This window comes from Pedobacter sp. B4-66 (assembly GCF_018492665.1).
Taxonomy (GTDB): Bacteria; Bacteroidota; Bacteroidia; order Sphingobacteriales; family Sphingobacteriaceae; genus Pedobacter.
Genome location: NZ_JAFVME010000009.1, coordinates 131,533 through 151,273, shown reverse-complemented (window position 1 = coordinate 151,273; position 19,741 = coordinate 131,533). Strand labels below are relative to the sequence as shown.

Below are 19,741 nucleotides of genomic sequence, written 5' to 3'. Positions count from 1 at the left end.
CTCTTTAAGTGGACCCGAAGGGAGTCGAACCCTTGTCCAGTTGTGTGATAAATTATGCTTTCTTCATGCTTATTTTCCAATTAATTGTAGGGATCTGGCGGGCTGGAAACCGACCTAACCTTTCACCTTAGGTACTTTATCTCGCAAATGTAGCGTACCTTACAAATGCCAGCTCCGTTATTTCGATGCTCCAGATTCTAACCTAACGATGCAGCAGTTAGAGGAACAAAAGCTTATCTAATTCTAAATTAGGCAGCTAAGGCGTAGTTATTTTCGCCAATTATAGTGTGAACGTTATCTTTTAAGTGCTCTCCGTACAACGCACTGCATGCTTACATACTCAGCGCCACCCTGTCAAATCCAGAACGAGCCCATTATATGTGCTGATGGTGTGTGGTTAACTAATCCTTTCCAACCATCAACTTGAAACAAAAGTACTAAAATTATGCCATAGTTCTACCAGGATATTGTTTTAATGCAATATCAAGACAATCCATAGCATTGTTAAGATCGGTAGTGTTTAGAACGTAAGCCATTCTTACCTCATTTTTTCCAAAGCCTTCTGTCGAGTAAAATCCAGTAGCAGGAGCCATCATAATGGTTGCCCCGTTGTGAGAAAAACTTTCGAGTATCCATTGGCAAAACTCATCAGCATCATCTATCGGTAGTTTTGCAACTACATAAAATGCGCCACCCGGATTAGGACAAAACACACCTTCAATGCTGTTTAGTCTTTTAACTAATGTATCTCTTCTTAAAGTATATTCTTTGTTTACCTCTTCAAAATAACTATCAGGAGTATCTACAGCTGCGGTTCCTGCAATTTGCTCAACCATACCTGGGCTTAACCTTGCCTGTGCAAATTTTAAAGCCGATTGTATTACTTCTTTGTTTTTGGTGATGATACATCCCAATCTTGCCCCACAAGCGCTATAACGCTTAGAAACTGTATCAATCACAACTACGTTTTCGTCGATGCCATCCAGATATACCGGAGAGATAAACTCTCTGCCATCATAACAAAACTCTCTGTATGCCTCGTCAGAAAACAAGAAAAGATCATACTTTAAGCAAAGCTCTTTAAGTGCCTCAAGCTCTTCTCTTGAATACAAATAGCCGGTAGGATTATTAGGATTGCAAATAATAATACCTCTGGTTTTGTCGGTTATTAGCTTTTCAAAATCAGCAATAGGAGGGAGTGCAAAACCATTTTCAATATGTGATAATATTGGTACTACAGTTATATTACTCATGCAGGCAAAACCATTGTAATTGGCATAAAAAGGCTCAGGAACAATGATTTCATCACCTTCATTAATACAGGTTTGCATGGCAATAGTGATGGCTTCTGAGCCACCAACTGTAACAAGAATATCTTCAGGGGTAATATTGTAACCCAGTTTGTTATAGTATTCTGCAAGCTTAGTTCTATAACTTAAGGTACCTTCAGATGGAGTATAGGCCCAAACATTAAAATTAATGTTTTTGATCGCATTTAACATAACCTCAGGCGTGGCTATATCAGGTTGTCCAATATTTAAATGGTACACCTTTTTTCCGTCCTTTTTTGCTTGATCAGCAAATGGGGTTAATTTTCTAATTGGTGAAGCGGGCATTTGTACCCCTTTCTCTGAGATCCTTGGCATGGTACAAAAGTAAAAAACCTCGTTGATTAACGAGGTCTTTTACAAGAAATATCTTTATTGGATTCTATTTAGTACTTCCAGCTACTGTTTCGCCTTTAATATAAAGAACTTTAGTAGTGGTTTTAGCATTAGAAGTTATGGTAATGCTTTTGCTAAATGGCAATGCTGCAGTAGGGTTATAGGTAACTTTTATAGTTCCAGTCTCTCCTTTTTTGATTGGAGTTTTTGTGTATTCAGGTACTGTACAACCACAAGTTGTTTCAACTTTGGTAAGGATCAAAGGTTGATCTCCAATGTTAGTAAATTTAAAATCAACAGTTGCAGGTTTGTTGTTAGGGATTTTTCCAAAGTCATAAGTTTCTTTGTCAAATTTAAACTCAGCTGGTTTAGATTGAGCATTTGATGCAACACTTATTCCTAAAATCAATGTAAATAGTAATAATAACTTTTTCATCTTATGTGGGGTTTTAAAAACAAATTTAATGTTTTATACTACAAATCAAAAAGTATTCCAATATATAAATTAACTCACACCGTTAAGTCATACTTTAGAATTTATGTATCTTTGCCCAATAACTGATTTGCTTATGACGCCAAATAGTAAACTTACAACGAACCCAATTGATGCTTCAGAGTTAAGTTTTGATGATTTCAAAACGATTGTTATTAACGACTATAAAATAGCTTACGAGAGTAGACAAGCTAGTTTATTAGGTCGTAAAGAAGTGTTGACTGGCAAGGCGAAGTTTGGCATTTTTGGTGATGGTAAAGAGATTCCTCAGATCGCAATGGCCAAAGCTTTTAAAAACGGCGATTGGCGTTCAGGTTATTACAGAGATCAAACTTTTGCCTTTGCAACAGGCATTTGTACCCTAAAAGAATTTTTTGCGCAATTATATGCAAACCCAAGTGTAGAAGCTGAACCGGCATCTGCAGGCCGACAAATGAATTGTCACTTTGCTACGCGTTCTCTTAATGAAGATGGTAGCTGGAAAGATCTTACGGAGATAAAAAACTCTTCTTCGGATATTGCTCCTACTGGTGGTCAGATGGCTCGTTTAGTAGGTTTGGCTTATGCATCTAAATTGTACAGACAAAATCCTGATTTAAGTTACCTTAAAAATTTCTCGGTTAATGGTAATGAGGTTGCATTTGGTACTATAGGCAACGCATCAACTTCCGAAGGTGTATTTTTTGAGGCAATTAATGCTGCCGGAGTTTTACAAATTCCAATGGCTATGTCTATCTGGGATGATGCTTATGGAATTTCGGTTCCAGCTAAGTACCAGACTACTAAAGAAGATATTTCAGAAGTTTTAAAAGGATTCCAAAGAGATGAAGAATCGGCAGGTTACGAGATATTTAAAGTAAGAGGCTGGGATTATCCGGCGTTATGCGAAACCTACCAGCGCGCCATAGATGTTTGCAGAACTGAACATGTTCCTGTTTTAATACACGTTACAGAGGTTACGCAACCACAAGGACATTCTACTTCAGGTTCGCACGAACGTTATAAAGATAAAGATCGTTTGGAATGGGAACGCGAATACGACTGTATTCCACAGATGCGTAAATGGATGCTCGAATCTGCAATTATAACTGAAGAAGAAATTTCTGAACTGGAAGCAACTGCAAAGAAATTTGTACGTGAAACGCAGAGAGAGGCCTGGAATGAGTTTTTAGCAACTATTAAAGTTGAAAAAGAAGAAGTAATAGAGATGATTAAAAGAATTGCCAACGGTAATCCTGCAATCACAAAAATTGCTTCACTCTTAGCTGGTACACCAGATGCAATGCGTAAAGAGGTGGTTTCTTCGGCACGAAAAACATTGCGTTTTAGCATAAACAATCCTTCTCCTGAAAGAGATAGCTTAATAAATTGGTACAATAGCCAAGCTTCTTTAAATGAAGATAGATATAACTCTAAGCTATTTACTGATGGTATAGACAGTCCGTTTTTAGTTAAACAAGTTGCTGCTCAATATAGTGAAGAAAGCAAAATGGTTGACGGCCGTGAATTGCTGAACGCCTGCTTCGACTCAAATTTTGCACGTGATGAGCGTTTAGTAGCTTTTGGTGAAGATTTAGGAGCAATAGGCGATGTAAACCAAGGCTTTGCAGGTTTACAAGCTAAGTATGGCGATTTAAGAATTACTGATACAGGTATTAGAGAAATGACAATTGTTGGTCAGGGAATTGGTTTGGCATTACGTGGTTTAAAACCTATCGCCGAAATTCAATACCTTGATTATTTATTATATGCACTTAATATTTTAAGTGATGATCTGGCTAGTTTATCTTACAGAACTAAAGCTGGACAAAAAGCACCTGTTATCATCAGAACTCGTGGACATAGATTGGAAGGCGTATGGCATTCAGGATCTCCAATGTCGATGATTTTGGGTTCGCTTAGAGGATTACATATTTGTGTGCCGCGTAATATGACGCAGGCGGCAGGTATTTACAATACCTTATTCAGATCCGATGAGCCTGCATTGGTTATTGAATGTTTAAATGGCTACAGGTTAAAAGAAAAACTACCAGAAAACGTTGGTGAATACACTGTTCAACTTGGTGAGGCAGAGGTAATAAAAACAGGAACTGATGTTACGATAGTGTCTTATGGCGCTACTTTAAGAATAGTAGAAGAGGCTGCAGAAGAACTGGCTCAGCTAGGGATTTCGGTTGAAATCATCGATCCGCAAACACTATTACCTTTTGATACAAATCATATCTGTGCCGAATCATTAAAGAAAACAAATAAATTGTTGGTTGTTGATGAGGATGTTCCGGGTGGTGGAGCTGCATTTATTTTACAGCAAGTGCTGGAAGAACAAAATGGCTACTATCATTTAGATGGACAACCTAGAACGCTTACCGCTAAAGCTCATCGTCCGCCATATGGAACTGATGGAGATTATTTTAGTAAGCCATCTGTTGATGATGTTATCGAAGCAGTGTATAAAATTATGCACGATCATAATGCATCAAAATACCCTTCTATATTTTAAAAGGAATTAAAAAGAGTCCTGTCAGAGTGGCTTACTTGTTAGACTCAACTCAGACTCTGCTTAGACTATTGCCTAATGAGAGCTTGAATTGAGTCTGTTGATTTTCTTTTATGATACTTTGCTTGATTTGTTACGAAGCAAGTGGTCGGCAAGCACTAATGCTGCCATAGCTTCAACAATTACAACTGCTCGAGGTACAACACAAGGATCGTGTCTACCTTTTCCTTTAATTTCTGCAGCTTCACCAGCAGCATTTATCGTTTGCTGATTGTGCATTATTGTTGCAACCGGTTTAAAGGCTACCGTGAAATTGATTTCCATTCCGTTAGAAATGCCTCCCTGAATTCCACCAGAAAAGTTAGTTAGCGTTTTAGGCTGACCTTCATTTGCTAAAAATATATCATTGTGTTCTGAACCCCTCATTTCGCTTCCAGCAAAGCCAGAACCATATTCAAAACCATGAACAGCATTGATGCTTAACATCGCTTTGCCCAGGTCTGCATGAAGTTTGTCGAATACAGGTTCGCCTAAACCAACAGGACAGTTTTTAACAATACAGTTGATCTTTCCACCTACTGTATCGCCATCTTTACGAACCCCATCAATAAATTCAATCATTTGATGTGCTGTAGCCGGATCTGCACAACGTACAATATTTTCTTCTCTGATAGCCAATAAATCAACTATGTTTTTACTTTCAAGGTTGGGTGCTTCAATTTTGCCTACTGTGGATACATGAGCAAAAATTTCAATGTCATGGTGTTTTAACAACAACTTGGCAATGGCTCCTGCAGCAACGCGGGCAGCTGTTTCACGAGCTGATGAACGACCACCTCCGCGATAATCACGAATGCCATATTTAGCATCGTAAGTATAATCGGCATGAGAGGGACGATAAACGTCAGTATTGTGACTATAGTCTTTACTGCGTTGATCTTCGTTAGGAATAAGCATTGCAATTGGAGTACCTGTACTTTTGCCTTCAAATGTTCCTGAAAGGATTTGTACTGTATCACTCTCTTTGCGTTGCGTAGTAATTTTAGATTGCCCTGGTTTGCGTTTATCTAACTCTGATTGTATAAAATCAAGATCGATGGGCAATTGCGCCGGACATCCATCTAAAATAACACCAATGGCTACACCATGTGATTCACCAAAGGTAGTGATGCGAAATAATTGTCCGAATGTATTGCCTGCCATTTTAGAATTATTTTGTGTTTTTAATTAAATCTCTGTAACTGTAAATCCTGCCTTTTGTAAATCTTTCCAGAAATCAGGATAAGATTTTTCTACAACATCCATTTCTTCCAGAACAACCTCATTTATTAACAAACTAAGCGGAGCAAAGGCCATCGCCATTCTGTGATCTTCGTAAGTTGCGAAAGAAACTTTTTCAGGGAAACTTAGCTGATCACAGTTTAGTGTGTAGATAAAGTTGTCTTCATTTAAAGTTACACCAATCTTTGAAAGCTCATTTTGTAAAGCCAAAATGCGATCAGTTTCTTTGATCTTTAAGGTTTCAAGACCAGTAAATTTAAGGTTTTTTCTTAAAGCAGCAGCGCATACAATGATGGTTTGTGCTAAATCCGGACAATCTTTTAAATCAAGAATTTCATCGTTGAAGTTTGTTTCGGAGGTTGTTAGGTTGATTCCTTTATCGGTTTTATATGTTTTTACACCAAAAGCCGTCATGATTTCTCTGATGCGACTATCGCCTTGTAAGCTTTTATCTTTCAGGTAAGGTAAGCCAATCTGAGCATTTTGAACAAGAGCGGCTATGCTATACCAGTATGATGCAGCACTCCAGTCTGGCTCAACAGCAAGTGTGGCCAACTTAAATGTTTGTGGCTTAACAGTGATGTTGTTTTCAGTCCATTCATGATAAATTCCTGCTTCTTCAAGCATATCCAACGTCATCTTAACATAAGGAAGTGAGGTTAACTCGCCTTCAATCTGTAACGTTAGGCCTTGTGGCAAAGTAGGAGCAATCATCAATAAAGCCGAAATATACTGACTGCTGATGTCGCCTTTAATTTTAACAGTATCAGCGCTTTGTTTTAACGGACCATTGATGTTTAATGGAGGGAATCCATCTTGTTCAAGGTAAGTAATGTCGGCACCGATGTTTTTTAACGCTTCAGCAAGAATGCCAATGGGACGTTGTTTCATTCTCTCTGTTCCTGTTAATAAAAAATTACCAGGTAGGGTAGAAAGCATGGCTGTTAAAAAACGCATTGCAGTACCCGCAGGGCCCACATCAACGGTTTGTTGATGTGGGTTGTTTTGCGAGATATTATTTATTATACTGTTTAACGTAACAGTATCAGCAGCATTCGACATATTATCAACTTTTACAGTCCCCTTACTCAAAGAGCTGATAATTAATGCTCTGTTACACTCACTCTTAGAGCCAGTAAGTGTAATTTCTGTATCTATTTGTTTGTTTCCTTTAAAAGAAACAAGCGCATGTTTACTCATTATTAAGATTTAACTTCGGTGTGTGCTTCTGCTGCAATTCCTTTTTCGGCTTTGCCAGCGTTCATAATCTCAGTTTGTTTACGGATAGATTCGCCATGAACAAGTTCTAAGAATTTCTCAGTAAAGTTTAAATCTAATTTTAATGCTTTTGCGAATGAAATTCCTTTGTTAATAATAGCATCCCAACGGTTTACTTGTAAAATTGTAACCTGGTTATCGCGTTTGTACTCACCAATTTTAGAAACGATGGCCATACGCTCACCTAATTTTTGTAACAGGATATCGTCAATTTTGTCGATTTGTTTACGGAAATCAGCTAATTGATCAGAGATTGCTTCGTTTTTAGTTTCTGGTTCACGAACGGTTAAGCGATCAACAAGTTCAGATAAAGCAGCTGGAGTTACTTGTTGTTTAGCATCAGTCCAAGCTACAGAAGGATCAACATGCGACTCGATCATAAGACCTTGCATATCTAAATCTAATGCTTTTTGAGAGATGTAAGGAATTAACTCTCTGTTACCACAAATGTGACTTGGATCGTTAATGATTGGCAACTCTGGGCATAAAGTTTTTAATTGGATAGCAAGTTCCCACATTGGTTCGTTACGGAACGAGCTTTTCTCGAATGAAGAGAAACCACGGTGAATCGCACCTAATTTAGTGATACCAGCACCATTGATACGCTCTAAAGCACCAACCCATAGTTGTAAATCTGGATTTACAGGGTTTTTAACTAATACCGGAATGTCAACACCTTTTAAAGCATCAGCAATTTCCTGAACTGTAAACGGGTTTACTGTTGAACGAGCACCAATCCAAAGGATATCTACGCCAGCAGCCAAAGCCTCTTCAACGTGTTTAGCATTTGCAACCTCTACAGCTGTTGGTAAACCAGTTTCTAATTTAGCTCTTTTTAACCACTCTAAACCGATGCTTCCGATACCTTCAAATTCTCCCGGACGAGTACGTGGCTTCCAGATACCTGCTCTTAAAACAGATACTTTTCCTGTAGCTGCCAATAAATGAGCTGTGGTTAATAATTGCTCTTCAGTTTCTGCACTACAAGGGCCTGAGATAATCAAAGGCTCATTGTTGATGTTAAGCCAGGTGTTAAGCGGTTGAATGTTTAATTGTAATTTCATTGTTTTGGGGTTATTTATGTTAATTTTTTATGTTAAAATTGATTGTTTATACTTTGTCGTTTTTCTGGTACTCACCCAGTATATTAAAGTTTACTGTGTATTTAAGGGCTTGGCGAACAGCTTTGTCATAGGCTTCCATGTTTTTCCATTCCATATCTACATAGAAATAATACTCGTTTCTTTTTCCAAGAACAGGCATGCTTTGTATTTTGGTTAAGTTTACGTCCAGGTCAGCAAAAATGGTTAGTACCTTAACCAATGAACCAACGTGGTTACCTACCTGAAAGCAAATAGATGCCTTATTAACCGGATCTACATCTTCAGTTTTGTCCTTTTTAAGGATCAGAAAACGGGTGAAGTTTTTCTTATTAGATTCAATTCTTCTTTCAAGGATATTTAGTTCGTATAGTTCAGCTGCTAGTGTGTTTGCTATAGCAACTGTATCTGTAAGCTGCTCATCTTTGATGCGCTTAGCACAAGCCGCGGTATCATTACTCTCTATGATTTTGATTTGTGGGTAATCTTCGAAAAATTCAACACATTGACGGATAGCAATAGGATGGGAAGTAGCAAATTTAATATCCTCAAACTTTACACCTGGCAATGCCATGAGGTGAAGTTGGATACTTAGGTAAACTTCGCCTACTACAGCGAAATTGTATTCGCGTATTAAGGTGTAGTTGGGTAAAAGGCTGCCAGCTATTGAATTTTCGATTGCCATAACTACGAAGTCAGCTTCATCATTTTTTAAAACGTCGCATGTTTGCTTAAAAGAGTTACACTCAATAGTTTGAATGTCTCTTCCGAAAAACTTGAATGCCGCTTCTTCGTGAAATGAAGCTTTAATGCCTTGTATTGCTACTCTTGTTCCTTTTTTCATTAGCGTTTTTTCCCTTTTTTAATGGTTATGAAAAACGAAAAAAGTCCCGGCGTTAGACCGGGACTTTTCGTATACATTTATCTTATTAGATACTATTGCATATTAGTCCCGGCTCTTACTAAAGTAGTAAAAGTAACCAAACCAATATGTAGTGATATTTTTCAAAATTCCTGTTGTTTTATGTTGTTATGAAACTCGCATTTGTTAATGGTTGTTTCTAAATTTCCTTTTCGTTTTGCCAAATGTACTAACAAAATTTAATTTGTCAATAGTTAATTTAAAAAAATTATTTATTGTTTGTTGTAAGGTTCTTGTTGTGGTTCAAAATATTAGGCATTTTCCGCTTTAGAAGTTAGGTTGTTTAGGTAAGCAAAACTATCCAAAATGTCGGTTTTTGATACTCTACAGTTGAAATCACATGCTCCAATGCGACTTAGTAATGAGAACATAATTTGTCCGTTTTCATTCTTTTTATCGCTTTGCATAAATTCTAATAATTGGTCAAAGCTTTCCTCCTTAATGTGATACTTAGGGTAAAGTTTTAAAATGTAGGTGCTAATGTCGTTAAGTTCATCATTACTTAGCGTATTGTTTTTAGCAGATAAGTAACCTTCGCAAATCATCCCGATAGCTATTGCTTCGCCGTGGGTTAAAGGGGTTGCGTCGTTTATTAGCGAATAGGTTTCTACGGCATGACCGATTGTATGTCCGTAATTTAATATCTTCCTTAATCCTTTTTCATGAGGATCTTCGGTTACTACTTCATTTTTAATCTCTACTGAACGGTAAATGGCGCTAGCTTCAATTTGTTCGTAATCACTCTTTTGTAGTTCAGCATAATAGTCTTTATCTACAATTAAACCATGTTTAATCATTTCGGCAAAACCAGAAAGCATTTCTCTTTTAGGGAGTGTTTTAAGGAAAGATGTTTCAATAAATACGGCCTGAGGAAGGGTAAATGTTCCAACCATGTTTTTTACGTTGTCTACATCTATACCGGTTTTACCACCTACAGATGCATCAACCTGAGAAAGTAGGGTAGTAGGGATATTGATAAAATCTATTCCACGTTTGTAGGTTGAAGCTACAAAACCGCCCATGTCTGTAATTACACCTCCACCTAGATTGATCATCAGACATTTACGGTCTGCTTCAAAATCTAATAGTGTTTTCCATATTCCGATACAAAAATCTATGTTTTTGTTCTCTTCTCCCGGATCTGTTTCAATCAGGTCAAATCCGCTATAATCGCCCAACATTTCCTGAAACTGAGGTAAACACAGTTCAGAGGTATTACGATCAACAAAGACAAAGATTTTGCTGTATTTATCACTTTCTATAATTTCCACCAATGGTGCAAGATTCGCTTCGAAATGGATGGTGTGTCCGGCACTGTTTAATTTGTTCATTAAATGATTGTTATTTTCTGACCCATAAAATCAATTACATCTCCAACCCGCACCTTCAATCTCTTGCGGTAATCTACCTTGCCGTTATATTTTACAAGTCCGTCTTCAACAACAGTTTGGGCCTCGCCACCACTTTGTACAAGTGCAGTTGCTTTTAACAACTGAATAAGGGGAATGAATTCGCCTTCTAATTTAAATTGTATCATTATAAGACAAACTTAGATAAAATTTTTTACTGTCGAAATTACAATTATTTATAGTGCGTTTTACCAGTGGTAGCTATGGAATTTATACTTTTGCAAACGATTTGACTAACTGACATTCACTAATGGAGACATTCCCCAAAAAATCATTGAATTTTGATGATACTGAAGTTGCATTCCGCAACAAATCTAATTCCGAATTAAATGCTGCCTACTGGCTTTTTAAGATAATAAGCAGTAACTTTTTAACTAAAGTTGGCCCTCCGGTTACCAATTTGTTTTTAAATATTGGCTTACCAATTAAAGGAATTATTAAAGCTACCATTTTTAAACATTTCTGCGGTGGAGAAACCATTGCTGAATGTTCAGAGACAATATCCCAACTTACCTCAGGCAAAGTAGGTACTATTTTAGATTATTCTGTTGAGGGTGAGGATGAAGAAGCTGTTTTTGATTTTACATGCGAAGAGATCATCAGGACTATAGATCAGGCAGCAAAAGATAAACGCATTCCTATTACCGTATTTAAAGTTACCGGAATTGGTCGTTTTGCTTTGCTTGAAAAGATAGACGCAAAACAAGCATTAACGGCTGCTGAAGAAGCTGAATACGAGAAAGTAAAGCAACGTTGTGAAAAGATTTGCAGAACTGCTTTTGATAAAAAGGTACCTGTAATGGTTGATGCGGAAGAAACATGGATTCAGAAAACTATTGATGAGCTTGCTGTTGATATGATGCGTTTGTTTAATAGAGAAACCATTATTGTTTACAACACTTATCAGATGTACCGTCATGATAAACTTGCTGACTTAAAAGCGGATCACCTTATTGCAAAGGCTGCCGGTTATATTTTGGGAGTTAAAATGGTTAGGGGTGCTTATATGGAAAAAGAACGCAAAAGAGCTGAGGATATGGGTTATCCGTCACCAATTCAACCTACTAAAGAAGCATCTGATATTGATTATAATGAGTCTTTAAGATATTGCATGGCTCACATTGATGAGATTGCTTTTGTTTGTGGAACTCATAATGAAGAAAGCTGCAGATTATTAGCTGAATTACTTGATCAAAATAAAGTGGCTCATAATCATCCTCATGTTTATTTTGCACAATTATTGGGAATGAGCGATAATTTGAGCTTTAATTTATCGGATGCAGGTTATAATGTGGCTAAGTACGTCCCTTATGGGCCTGTTAAAGCCGTTATGCCGTATCTTTTTAGAAGAGCGCAGGAAAATACTTCAATCGCAGGACAAACGAGCCGTGAGCTTGGTTTAATTATGAAAGAGAAGAAAAGAAGAAGGTTGTAGTATTATTAGCTATGAACTTTTGAAAAGGTAATATGTGTTGGGCATATTACCTTTTTTTATATCTTTTTATTTTACTTTGAATGGTTGACTTCCTGTTAGTAAGTCCCAGAATAAAATGAAATCGCTAGCTAAGCTGTAAAACGGATACTGAAAAGTAGCAGGTTTGTTTTTTTCGAAAAAGTAATGACCTACCCAGGCGAAGCCATATCCTACAATTGGAACACCTATCACAAAACGTAAGTCGTGAAACAGTATCGATGTAAATAAAAGCAATACAGCCAGCAAGGTTCCAATAAAATGTAATATCCGGCTGGTAAGATTGGTATGCTCGGTTAGGTAGAAGGGATAAAACTCTTTAAGAGATTTAAATCTTTTTTCAGTCATGGGTACAAATTTAACTATAAGATATGATGATCAGCTAAAAATTGCTCCAGATCTTTAGGGTGTTTATCCATTAAAAGTGTGTTAAGGCCCGCTTGTTTCGCTCCAACAAGATGTTGAGGGCTGTCATCAATAAACAAGGTTTCCTCCGGTTTAAGGTTGTTTTCTTTTATCACTTGTTCAAATATCTCCACATTAGGTTTGCGAAGGAACATTTGTTGAGAGTAATATGCTTTTTCGAACAGGTGATTGTTATCGGCAACATTATATTCTCTTTTCAGGTAATCAACAATCCAGTTGTAGTGGATTTCGTTATTGTTGCTTAGTAGAAATGTGCGGTACTTTTGTTTTACTTTAAGTAGTGTGTCATGCACTGCCGGAGAGGGAACACCCACCAATAAACTGTTCCATGCGTTGTCAATTTGCTCGTCGGTTAGGCTTGAATTGTTGGCAGCTTGACGTATTTTGTCTCGAAATTGTGCTGGAGTGATAGATCCGGTCTCAAAATCGTTAAATATTTCATTGTGATTTTTGTGTGCAAAAAACTGCTGAACATCGGTTATACCTAATTGTAAAAGAGCATTTTGAGTTCTTAAGAAGTCTATTTCGAATATCACATTGCCATAATCGAAAATAATATTTTTTATTTTTTGTGCTAAAACTGTTTCCATAATTGGATACAAATATGTAACATTGCACTCGCAAAATCTAATAAGATTTTCGGGGCCTATAGCTCAGTTGGTTAGAGTAGAAGACTCATAATCTTTTGGTCGCTGGTTCGAGCCCAGCTGGGCCCACTGCTTAAGAAGCCGTTTCTAGATAATAGAAGCGGCTTTTTTCGTAGGTGCCTTTTTTATAATCCCATGTGCAAGATTGGATATTCTTTGCCCTGCCCATCTAATTCTGATCTATTTAAAATATGAAATCCAATATTTTTATAAAAACCAACCGCTTGAGTATTTTGCTCATTCACATCTACTTTGGTTACCTTTAAATTATCTATTGCATACATAATCAACTTTTTCCCCACTCCTTTACCACGAAAATCGTTATGAACAAATAGCATTTCAAGATTTTCTTCGGCAAATCCCATAAATCCGACTAAAACACCATCTTCTTCAAATCCCCATAGCGTAACATGTTCAAAATACACAGGCATCTGTTCCTTATAATAAGTAAAGTCTTCCTCTTTCAGGAAATCGTGTGTATTTAGTACGGAACTCTCCCATATTTTTATCAAACGTGGATAATCCGTCACTTTAATTTTTCTAATCATAATTGTAAATTTAGAATAGCAAAAATTGGAATTTATATGCACCAAATACTGAACCTAAGTTAAAAAATACGCTTGTGTGTTCTATTTAATTTCCTTTCGATTTTTATTTCCAAAATTACTTGTTACAAGGTCTATACATTTTTTTGCCAAATCATTGATTAAGCGCAAGTCAGATAGGAAATGGTTCGAGAAGCGCCCAGTTGGGTCCACAAACCCTCTTTACAGTCCGTAAAGAGGGTTTTGTATTTTTAAGAAGATTTTTATGTGCCTTAATTAGTATTTTGAGGCTGTTACCGAGAGCGGTGTACTATTGTGCGAGCTAAGCGGTAATGTGCTTTATGGAAGGTCATCATTTGAACTTCCCTGTACAGGCGATTGGATTATCTTTCAACCTTTTGACGATAACAAAGGAATAATCATTGATATTTTACCGCGTAAAAATACGTTATACAGAAGAAAGAGCGGAACAATATCTGACAGACAGGCTATTGCATCCCATATCGATAAAGCATTTATTGTACAGAGCCTTGATGCCAATTTCAGCGTTCGCCGAACTGAGCGCTTTATGTTTCAGGTATTGGAAGAAAATATACAGCCGATATTGATACTCACTAAATCTGATGTAGAGTTCAATCCTCATCAAGTAGATGAATCGTTGAAACATATCGTTCGACAGATACCCGTATTTTTCACAAGTATACTTTCTCCAGAAACAATCCTTCCTGTTCGGAAATTTGTCAGCCAGGGAGAATCGATCGTATTTGTGGGATCATCAGGTGTTGGGAAAAGTTCATTAATCAATGTATTGTGTGAACGGACAGTATTTTTAACAGCTGAAATAAGCAAATCTTCAGGCAAAGGGAGACATACCTCAACCCGAAGAGAAATGGTACTGATGGATGACAGTGGCATTTTAATAGATACACCAGGTGTAAGAGAATTTGACTTAGCCTCGGACAATTCTAGCGCATTAGCAAATATGTTCGATGTTTCTGATTTTGCAGAATCCTGCCGTTTTGAGAATTGTATGCATGTTGATGAACCCGCCTGTGCGGTCGTCGAAGCTGTAAACAGGGGCCTTTTAGAACCTGATGTATACAGGAGTTACCTCAAGTTGCGACAAGAATCTTGGCATTTTTCGACTTCTGAATATGAAAAGCGCAAAAGAGCTAAATCTTTTGCAAGAATTTCAGATGAGGCTAAGAGAATAAAAAAACGTTGATTGATTTTCATGTTATTAGAGGATATGTCATAATCATGATATATCCTCTTTTTTGTTTCAAGACATTCTTTCATTGTAAAACGAATAAAAAAAGAGGATGCTCATCTTTTTAATAATGAAGCATCCTCTACGTATTAACTGAGTGGCTGTTTTACAAATATAAGGATGGTGATACACCAGAGGCCCGTTTAAACAGCATACTGAAAGAAGTAATACTTTCAAAACCTACAGCAAAACAAACTTCAGAAACTGCTCTCTCTATCTTCAACATTTGTTTCGCTTTTTCAATTCGTACAAAAGTTAAGTATTGATGAGGCGTCATGCCATTCATTTGTTTGAAAATCCGAATAAAATGAAATTTCGAAAGACAGGCCTCCTTTGCAATTTCATTGAGATACATCTTTTCGGCGTAGTTTTTTTCAATATAGTTCATTGCCTGAATGATTCTCTTTTCCAGGTAATTATCATGGAATAATTTATCAAATGAAGGATTGTGCCTTAGCCTGACGACGAGATCTAATTCATCTTTTCGGTCGAAGGGTTGGATAATTTGTTGAGAAACCTTTGTTTGATCTTTATTAATTTTTTGACATATAATAATATTGGAGGATGTTTCCATTTCCTTATTCTTTTTTTACAGCGATTGAGGCGTAGATCAATTTTCGACCCACGCAAAGTCGCAACAATTACTATTTGGGTTAATTGGACAAAAGATTAATGCCACAGGTAATGACACTATTCACAATAAAAGATAGTCTAACCTGTAGCTAGGCCTCTATTGTACAGGAAAGGGAATTTATATTTTTCATAAAGTGTAAATATAGAATTTTTTCTTTTAAAGTAGATCAAGTCTCGATTTCTAAAGAAACAGAAAAGCAATATCGAAGAAGTCCTTTTACTATTAATTAGAGAACTTTGATTTCTTAACGCAGCATGTTTACTGAAATCTTAATCAACTAGTTATACTTTATATAAGAAAGCACGATAATGGACATCAAAATAAGAACAGAAGAAAAAACAGACACAAATGCCGTATTTCATTTGATTGAACAGGCATTCGCTAAAATGGAAGAGAGCGATCACAAAGAGCAATTTCTAGTCGAAAGGTTACGAAAGTCCGATGCTTTCGTCCCTGAACTATCTATCGTTTGCGAATTTGACCGCAAGATCATTGGGTATGTCTTGCTGACTAAGGTTAAAATAATTGACGAGCCCCATAAGGAGACGGGGTCTCTTGCTTTAGGCCCTATTGCGGTACTACCGGAATTTCAAGAAAAAGGAATTGGTGGAAAACTAATTCGATTCGCTCATTTAAGAGCTAAAGATTTAGGGTTTAGCTCGATAATTCTTTTAGGGCACGACAAGTACTATCCCAAATTCGGATACAAAATGCTTAAGAATTATGGAATTAGACTTCCGTTCAGCGTACCGGATGAAAATTGTTTAGCTATTGAACTTGTGGAAAATGCGCTTCAAGGTGTAAATGGAACAGTTAAATATGCAACAGAATTTGAATTGGGATAAGTTTGAATCACCTGGCGAGGCCTTCCCTGGAAGAATCCGTCTTAATTATCACAATCGACAATAACCTTCTAATTTTTTTAACTAAGTTTTCAATCAATTGATAAAAGCACAGCCAGCTGACAAACAAATTATTGCATGATGGCTATCATACCGGTGAAATCGCTGCACGTCTGCATATTGCGGAAAGAACGGTAACCACGCATATCCAAAATATGATGTCCAAAACTAATACTCATAGCCGTCTTGAATTGATTCGAAAGCTGGAATATGGCGTATTTAACGTTCAGAATTGTGGTTAACCCGTTGTTCCTAAGTTAATTTACGTAGTCAAATCTCCTGTTAACGTATTTTTTATTCTTTATGGCATGACGATTTTTGTTGTTGATGTTTAGTAAACAACATCCACAAATCATCAGACCTATGAGTGAAGAAAATGTTAACAAAAATTTGCGCAGTTAAATGGCTTCGTATATATTTGCAGTCAAATAACTGCGTAATGGAATTAAGACGAGATGTATTTCAAGCTATAGCTGACCCAACCCGAAGAGCAATTTTGGTGTTAATCGCTAGTCAAGCATTAACACCAAGTGCTATCGCCGAAGAATTTAACAGTACAAGGCAAACGATTTCGAAACATATCCAAATTTTGACTGAATGCGAACTACTTCAACAAGAGCAAAAAGGGAGAGAAATATATTACCATTTCAATCCTCAAAAAATGAAAGAGGTGGCTGACTTTATTGAACCGTTTAAACAAATGTGGGAAGATAGGTTTGATCGGATTGACATTATAATTAATAAATTAAAAAAACAATAAATAGTAATGAGTAACAAGACACAAATTTTAGCCGAGGAAGGCAAACAGGAGCTTTTCATTATTAGAGAGTTCGATGGACCGAGAGAATTGGTTTTTAGAGCTTTTTCTGAGCCTGATTTGCTTCTCCAATGGATGGGGCCAAAAGAAATGGAAACCACCATTCATAAATTAAATAATCAATCTCACGGCTCCTGGCGATTTTCACACAAAGATACAAGTGGAATGCTACACACTTTTAACGGAGTAATACATGAAGTTTGTGATCCTGAAAGAATTATCAGAACATTTGAATACGAGGGAATGCCTTTTCGAGGCCATGTTTCACTGGAATTTCTGAACTTTGAGAACCTGGAGGGAGAAAGAAGTAAAATTTCTATTCAAGTTATTTATAAGTCTGTGGAAGACAGGGATGGGCACATCCAATCTGGAATGGAAAGCGGCGTAGTTGATTCACATGAGAGATTGGATGTTTTATTAAAATCAATGTGATATGAAACTGCTGAATATTTCCAGGTATAGTTCTATTGTATTTATTACATTACTTGCTCTTTTACATTTAATTGATTCAAACGTAAATCCAAAATGGCAGCCTATTAGTGAATATGCCTTGGGGAAAATGGGATGGTTGATGAATATAGCATTTTGCTCTCTAGGTGTGTCTTTTTTGGGACTAGGGTATTACATCGTAAAAAATATCCCCAGATTAGGCTCTAAGATTGGGGGCTGGCTACTCATCGTTTCCTCCGTAGGAAATTTCGTCGCAGCAATTTGGAATACAGACCGGGCAGGTACTACTGCAGAGCAAATGACCACAAGCGGACAAATTCATAGTAGTGCTGCAGGTTTGTTAGGATTTATGGTTTTAGCTACACTTTTTATTTTATATCAATTCTACAAACAAGAAGTGCTTAATAAATATAAGAATAAGATATTTGTAATTACAGCTTTGTTATGGCTATTTGAAATTAGCTTGATTGTTACTTTGGGAGTGTTTTTAAGCAAAACAAATGGAATATTGACACCTGAAACAGCCGTTGGATGGTTGGGAAGAGTTGTAATAATTTGCTGTGCGATCTGGATTTGGATTTGCTCTACCTTATTTATGAATGCCTCAAATATTAATCTAAAGACACAGATGAAAATAAACTAGTCTGAGACAAATAGAGTTACTATATCAATTTTCTAAAATAAGATTCTAACTCATAAATCATGTGAAATTTATTTGGGTAAGTCGGGGCACCACGTAGCCTAAACGATAGTAGCTTTTTTGCCAAATCATCGATTAAGCGCAAGTCAGATAGGAAATGGTTCGAGAAACGCCCAGTTGGGCCCATTATAAAACAGTCTTACAAAGAAATTTGGAGACGATTTTTGTTTTTCTGATACTGATTACCGTCAGTAACTATGCTTTTAGGAAGCCCCGTAAAAGCAGGTTTTACAATTTTTTTTTAACTGGTGAGGAAACTAATGGGGAAGACAATGGCACGGCTTCTCAAAATCCATAAGTAAGTCAGGATAAAAGCGATGAGGATGGTACAGATATCGAGACCGTAACGCCTTGAACTAAAAATTAATAGGCAAGTAAACGGCCGCAGGCAATAATTGCTACCCAAACCATAATGGAAATTAAGGCAGATATTTTTGAAGACAAAATGATTTTACCCTGAGCTTTCGAATTGATTTGATGTTTGAATATCCATTTGTGAAAAACCAGTACATTAATTGCTGCAAGTATCAATAGAATCATTTTTAGCCAAAAGGTTGGATCTGTTCCCAATGTTTGTGAATTAGTGATAAACAATAATATCCCTGATGGAATAATGAGTAATAAACCTCTCTGTGACCAGGGAAGTAAATGACGTGCTAAACCGTATACTGAAAGATTATTGGAAAATCCCAATAGGCGCAGGTCGAACATAAATGCTGCACCTACCAGAATCACAATCCCAGTGAGGTGCACAATTTCCAAAACAGGGTATAACCATAAGGATTGGCGGATGCCAATTGCCCAGCTGGTATTTTCTAACCAGTGGAGAATATCAGCTATAAATAACAGCACGTTTTAACGCAATTCGTACTTTACACTATCCACAAATATTCGTTCAGCACGCATCTCCGTTTTTTTTGCTTTGTGCGGATAGGCAACTAATCTTACTTCTGTGCCCTTCTTAATCATATCTGAAGTTAACCCGCGCGCTGTCATTCGACTTGTAGGTGCAAGATAAACAGTCCATATTTGCTTTTTGTATTTTACTTTTGCCATAGCATGTGGGTTTTCATAAACAGACTCTTCAATTATGGTTTTAAAATCCAGTACTTTTTTTTGGTCATAATCAGCCCAGCCGTGATGGAAAACTGTGAATGAAAAACAAAGAAAGGACAAAACTATCAGTGAAATGTTTTTTAAATGGTTCATAACCTTCAGATTTAATATTGATTAAA

Annotated in this window: 22 protein-coding genes, 1 tRNA gene and 1 other RNA gene; 9 read left to right on the top strand and 15 right to left on the bottom strand. The window is 36.8% G+C overall.

Annotation, left to right across the window (positions count from 1 at the left end; genetic code table 11):
* Positions 1–6: 6 nt before the first annotated feature.
* From ssrA to J1905_RS15630, 3 genes are all read right to left on the bottom strand, one after another.
* Positions 7–373: a transfer-messenger RNA gene (gene ssrA, locus J1905_RS15640) on the bottom strand.
* Positions 374–443: 70 nt separating this feature from the next.
* Complete coding sequence (locus J1905_RS15635) at positions 444–1,646, bottom strand: pyridoxal phosphate-dependent aminotransferase (protein ID WP_173093039.1); 1,203 nt, start codon at positions 1,644–1,646, stop codon at positions 444–446.
* A gap of 64 nt (positions 1,647–1,710) precedes the next feature.
* The gene (locus J1905_RS15630; RefSeq protein WP_214228237.1) at positions 1,711–2,100 is read right to left on the bottom strand and encodes a DUF1573 domain-containing protein; all 390 of its coding nucleotides are present in this window, start codon (positions 2,098–2,100) and stop codon (positions 1,711–1,713) included.
* 133 nt (positions 2,101–2,233) lie between these two features.
* Here J1905_RS15630 and J1905_RS15625 point away from each other — a divergent pair, with 133 nt between their 5' ends.
* On the top strand, positions 2,234–4,657 hold the full coding sequence (locus tag J1905_RS15625) for an alpha-ketoacid dehydrogenase subunit alpha/beta (protein WP_214228236.1): 2,424 nt from the start codon (positions 2,234–2,236) through the stop codon (positions 4,655–4,657).
* 108 nt (positions 4,658–4,765) lie between these two features.
* On the opposite strand, the gene aroC is transcribed toward J1905_RS15625, so the two are convergent.
* The 6 genes from aroC to J1905_RS15595 form a co-directional block, all read right to left on the bottom strand.
* A complete protein-coding gene (gene aroC, locus J1905_RS15620; protein WP_214228235.1) occupies positions 4,766–5,857 on the bottom strand; it encodes a chorismate synthase in 1,092 nt (363 codons plus the stop codon).
* 24 nt (positions 5,858–5,881) lie between these two features.
* Entirely contained in the window at positions 5,882–7,135 is a 1,254-nt protein-coding gene (gene aroA / locus J1905_RS15615; RefSeq protein WP_214228234.1) for a 3-phosphoshikimate 1-carboxyvinyltransferase, read from the bottom strand.
* Between the two features lie 2 nt (positions 7,136–7,137).
* On the bottom strand, positions 7,138–8,277 hold the full coding sequence (locus tag J1905_RS15610) for a chorismate mutase (protein WP_173093050.1): 1,140 nt from the start codon (positions 8,275–8,277) through the stop codon (positions 7,138–7,140).
* A 46-nt stretch (positions 8,278–8,323) separates the two neighbouring features.
* On the bottom strand, positions 8,324–9,157 hold the full coding sequence (locus tag J1905_RS15605) for a prephenate dehydratase (RefSeq protein WP_214228233.1): 834 nt from the start codon (positions 9,155–9,157) through the stop codon (positions 8,324–8,326).
* Positions 9,158–9,486: 329 nt separating this feature from the next.
* Complete coding sequence (aroB, locus tag J1905_RS15600) at positions 9,487–10,566, bottom strand: 3-dehydroquinate synthase (protein ID WP_214228232.1); 1,080 nt, start codon at positions 10,564–10,566, stop codon at positions 9,487–9,489.
* Positions 10,566–10,772: an RNA-binding S4 domain-containing protein gene (locus J1905_RS15595; RefSeq protein WP_048906717.1), complete on the bottom strand. Its 207-nt coding sequence runs from the start codon at positions 10,770–10,772 to the stop codon at positions 10,566–10,568. Before J1905_RS15595 ends, aroB begins: the two co-directional genes overlap by 1 nt.
* Before the next feature lie 122 nt (positions 10,773–10,894).
* On the opposite strand from J1905_RS15595, the gene J1905_RS15590 reads away from it, so the two are divergent.
* Entirely contained in the window at positions 10,895–12,079 is a 1,185-nt protein-coding gene (locus J1905_RS15590) for a proline dehydrogenase family protein (RefSeq protein WP_214228231.1), read from the top strand.
* A gap of 66 nt (positions 12,080–12,145) precedes the next feature.
* Here the strand turns inward: J1905_RS15590 and J1905_RS15585 are convergent, their stop codons facing one another.
* Positions 12,146–12,463, bottom strand: coding sequence for an Mpo1-like protein (locus J1905_RS15585; protein WP_214228230.1), 318 nt, complete (start codon positions 12,461–12,463; stop codon positions 12,146–12,148).
* A gap of 14 nt (positions 12,464–12,477) precedes the next feature.
* Entirely contained in the window at positions 12,478–13,131 is a 654-nt protein-coding gene (locus tag J1905_RS15580) for an HAD family hydrolase (RefSeq protein ID WP_214228229.1), read from the bottom strand.
* Positions 13,132–13,183: 52 nt separating this feature from the next.
* On the opposite strand from J1905_RS15580, the gene J1905_RS15575 reads away from it, so the two are divergent.
* Positions 13,184–13,257: transfer RNA gene (locus J1905_RS15575), tRNA-Ile, on the top strand.
* Positions 13,258–13,313: 56 nt separating this feature from the next.
* Here J1905_RS15575 and J1905_RS15570 read toward each other — a convergent pair.
* A complete protein-coding gene (locus J1905_RS15570; protein ID WP_214228228.1) occupies positions 13,314–13,736 on the bottom strand; it encodes a GNAT family N-acetyltransferase in 423 nt (140 codons plus the stop codon).
* A gap of 310 nt (positions 13,737–14,046) precedes the next feature.
* On the opposite strand from J1905_RS15570, the gene rsgA reads away from it, so the two are divergent.
* Positions 14,047–14,958, top strand: a complete 912-nt coding sequence (gene rsgA, locus J1905_RS15565) for a ribosome small subunit-dependent GTPase A (protein WP_250318115.1) — start codon at positions 14,047–14,049, stop codon at positions 14,956–14,958.
* A gap of 151 nt (positions 14,959–15,109) precedes the next feature.
* Here the strand turns inward: rsgA and J1905_RS15560 are convergent, their stop codons facing one another.
* Complete coding sequence (locus J1905_RS15560) at positions 15,110–15,577, bottom strand: helix-turn-helix domain-containing protein (RefSeq protein ID WP_214228227.1); 468 nt, start codon at positions 15,575–15,577, stop codon at positions 15,110–15,112.
* 368 nt (positions 15,578–15,945) lie between these two features.
* Here J1905_RS15560 and J1905_RS15555 point away from each other — a divergent pair, with 368 nt between their 5' ends.
* The 5 genes from J1905_RS15555 to J1905_RS15535 all read left to right on the top strand — a co-directional run bounded on the left by J1905_RS15555 (position 15,946) and on the right by J1905_RS15535 (position 18,449).
* Positions 15,946–16,482, top strand: coding sequence for a GNAT family N-acetyltransferase (locus J1905_RS15555; protein WP_214228226.1), 537 nt, complete (start codon positions 15,946–15,948; stop codon positions 16,480–16,482).
* A 131-nt stretch (positions 16,483–16,613) separates the two neighbouring features.
* Positions 16,614–16,781 carry a helix-turn-helix domain-containing protein gene (locus J1905_RS23835; protein WP_214228225.1) on the top strand — a complete coding sequence of 56 codons (168 nt, stop codon included), beginning with the start codon at positions 16,614–16,616 and terminating at the stop codon, positions 16,779–16,781.
* Between the two features lie 197 nt (positions 16,782–16,978).
* Positions 16,979–17,299 carry an ArsR/SmtB family transcription factor gene (locus tag J1905_RS15545; protein ID WP_214228224.1) on the top strand — a complete coding sequence of 107 codons (321 nt, stop codon included), beginning with the start codon at positions 16,979–16,981 and terminating at the stop codon, positions 17,297–17,299.
* Positions 17,300–17,305: 6 nt separating this feature from the next.
* Positions 17,306–17,788, top strand: coding sequence for an SRPBCC domain-containing protein (locus tag J1905_RS15540; RefSeq protein ID WP_214228223.1), 483 nt, complete (start codon positions 17,306–17,308; stop codon positions 17,786–17,788).
* Between the two features lies 1 nt (position 17,789).
* Entirely contained in the window at positions 17,790–18,449 is a 660-nt protein-coding gene (locus J1905_RS15535; RefSeq protein ID WP_214228222.1) for a DUF998 domain-containing protein, read from the top strand.
* Positions 18,450–18,869: 420 nt separating this feature from the next.
* On the opposite strand, the gene J1905_RS15530 is transcribed toward J1905_RS15535, so the two are convergent.
* Positions 18,870–19,358, bottom strand: a complete 489-nt coding sequence (locus tag J1905_RS15530; RefSeq protein ID WP_214228221.1) for a DUF6644 family protein — start codon at positions 19,356–19,358, stop codon at positions 18,870–18,872.
* Positions 19,359–19,361: 3 nt separating this feature from the next.
* Positions 19,362–19,715, bottom strand: a complete 354-nt coding sequence (locus J1905_RS15525; RefSeq protein WP_214228220.1) for a DUF6152 family protein — start codon at positions 19,713–19,715, stop codon at positions 19,362–19,364.
* Between the last annotated feature and the right edge of the window lie 26 nt (positions 19,716–19,741).

Bases quoted from the DNA above. Each gene is read 5' to 3' on its own strand.
- J1905_RS15635 (WP_173093039.1), bottom strand. From the start codon at position 1,646: ATGCCAAGGATCTCAGAGAAAGGGGTACAAATGCCCGCTTCACCAATT.
- J1905_RS15525 (WP_214228220.1), bottom strand. From the start codon at position 19,715: ATGAACCATTTAAAAAACATTTCACTGATAGTTTTGTCCTTTCTTTGT.
- J1905_RS15585 (WP_214228230.1), bottom strand. From the start codon at position 12,463: ATGACTGAAAAAAGATTTAAATCTCTTAAAGAGTTTTATCCCTTCTAC.
- J1905_RS15605 (WP_214228233.1), bottom strand. From the start codon at position 9,157: ATGAAAAAAGGAACAAGAGTAGCAATACAAGGCATTAAAGCTTCATTT.
- J1905_RS15580 (WP_214228229.1), bottom strand. From the start codon at position 13,131: ATGGAAACAGTTTTAGCACAAAAAATAAAAAATATTATTTTCGATTAT.
- J1905_RS15535 (WP_214228222.1), top strand. From the start codon at position 17,790: ATGAAACTGCTGAATATTTCCAGGTATAGTTCTATTGTATTTATTACA.
- J1905_RS15570 (WP_214228228.1), bottom strand. From the start codon at position 13,736: ATGATTAGAAAAATTAAAGTGACGGATTATCCACGTTTGATAAAAATA.
- J1905_RS15610 (WP_173093050.1), bottom strand. From the start codon at position 8,277: ATGAAATTACAATTAAACATTCAACCGCTTAACACCTGGCTTAACATC.
- J1905_RS15595 (WP_048906717.1), bottom strand. From the start codon at position 10,772: ATGATACAATTTAAATTAGAAGGCGAATTCATTCCCCTTATTCAGTTG.
- J1905_RS15540 (WP_214228223.1), top strand. From the start codon at position 17,306: ATGAGTAACAAGACACAAATTTTAGCCGAGGAAGGCAAACAGGAGCTT.
- J1905_RS15555 (WP_214228226.1), top strand. From the start codon at position 15,946: ATGGACATCAAAATAAGAACAGAAGAAAAAACAGACACAAATGCCGTA.
- J1905_RS15560 (WP_214228227.1), bottom strand. From the start codon at position 15,577: ATGGAAACATCCTCCAATATTATTATATGTCAAAAAATTAATAAAGAT.
- aroB (WP_214228232.1), bottom strand. From the start codon at position 10,566: ATGAACAAATTAAACAGTGCCGGACACACCATCCATTTCGAAGCGAAT.
- J1905_RS15625 (WP_214228236.1), top strand. From the start codon at position 2,234: ATGACGCCAAATAGTAAACTTACAACGAACCCAATTGATGCTTCAGAG.
- aroC (WP_214228235.1), bottom strand. From the start codon at position 5,857: ATGGCAGGCAATACATTCGGACAATTATTTCGCATCACTACCTTTGGT.
- aroA (WP_214228234.1), bottom strand. From the start codon at position 7,135: ATGAGTAAACATGCGCTTGTTTCTTTTAAAGGAAACAAACAAATAGAT.
- J1905_RS15630 (WP_214228237.1), bottom strand. From the start codon at position 2,100: ATGAAAAAGTTATTATTACTATTTACATTGATTTTAGGAATAAGTGTT.
- J1905_RS15590 (WP_214228231.1), top strand. From the start codon at position 10,895: ATGGAGACATTCCCCAAAAAATCATTGAATTTTGATGATACTGAAGTT.
- J1905_RS15545 (WP_214228224.1), top strand. From the start codon at position 16,979: ATGGAATTAAGACGAGATGTATTTCAAGCTATAGCTGACCCAACCCGA.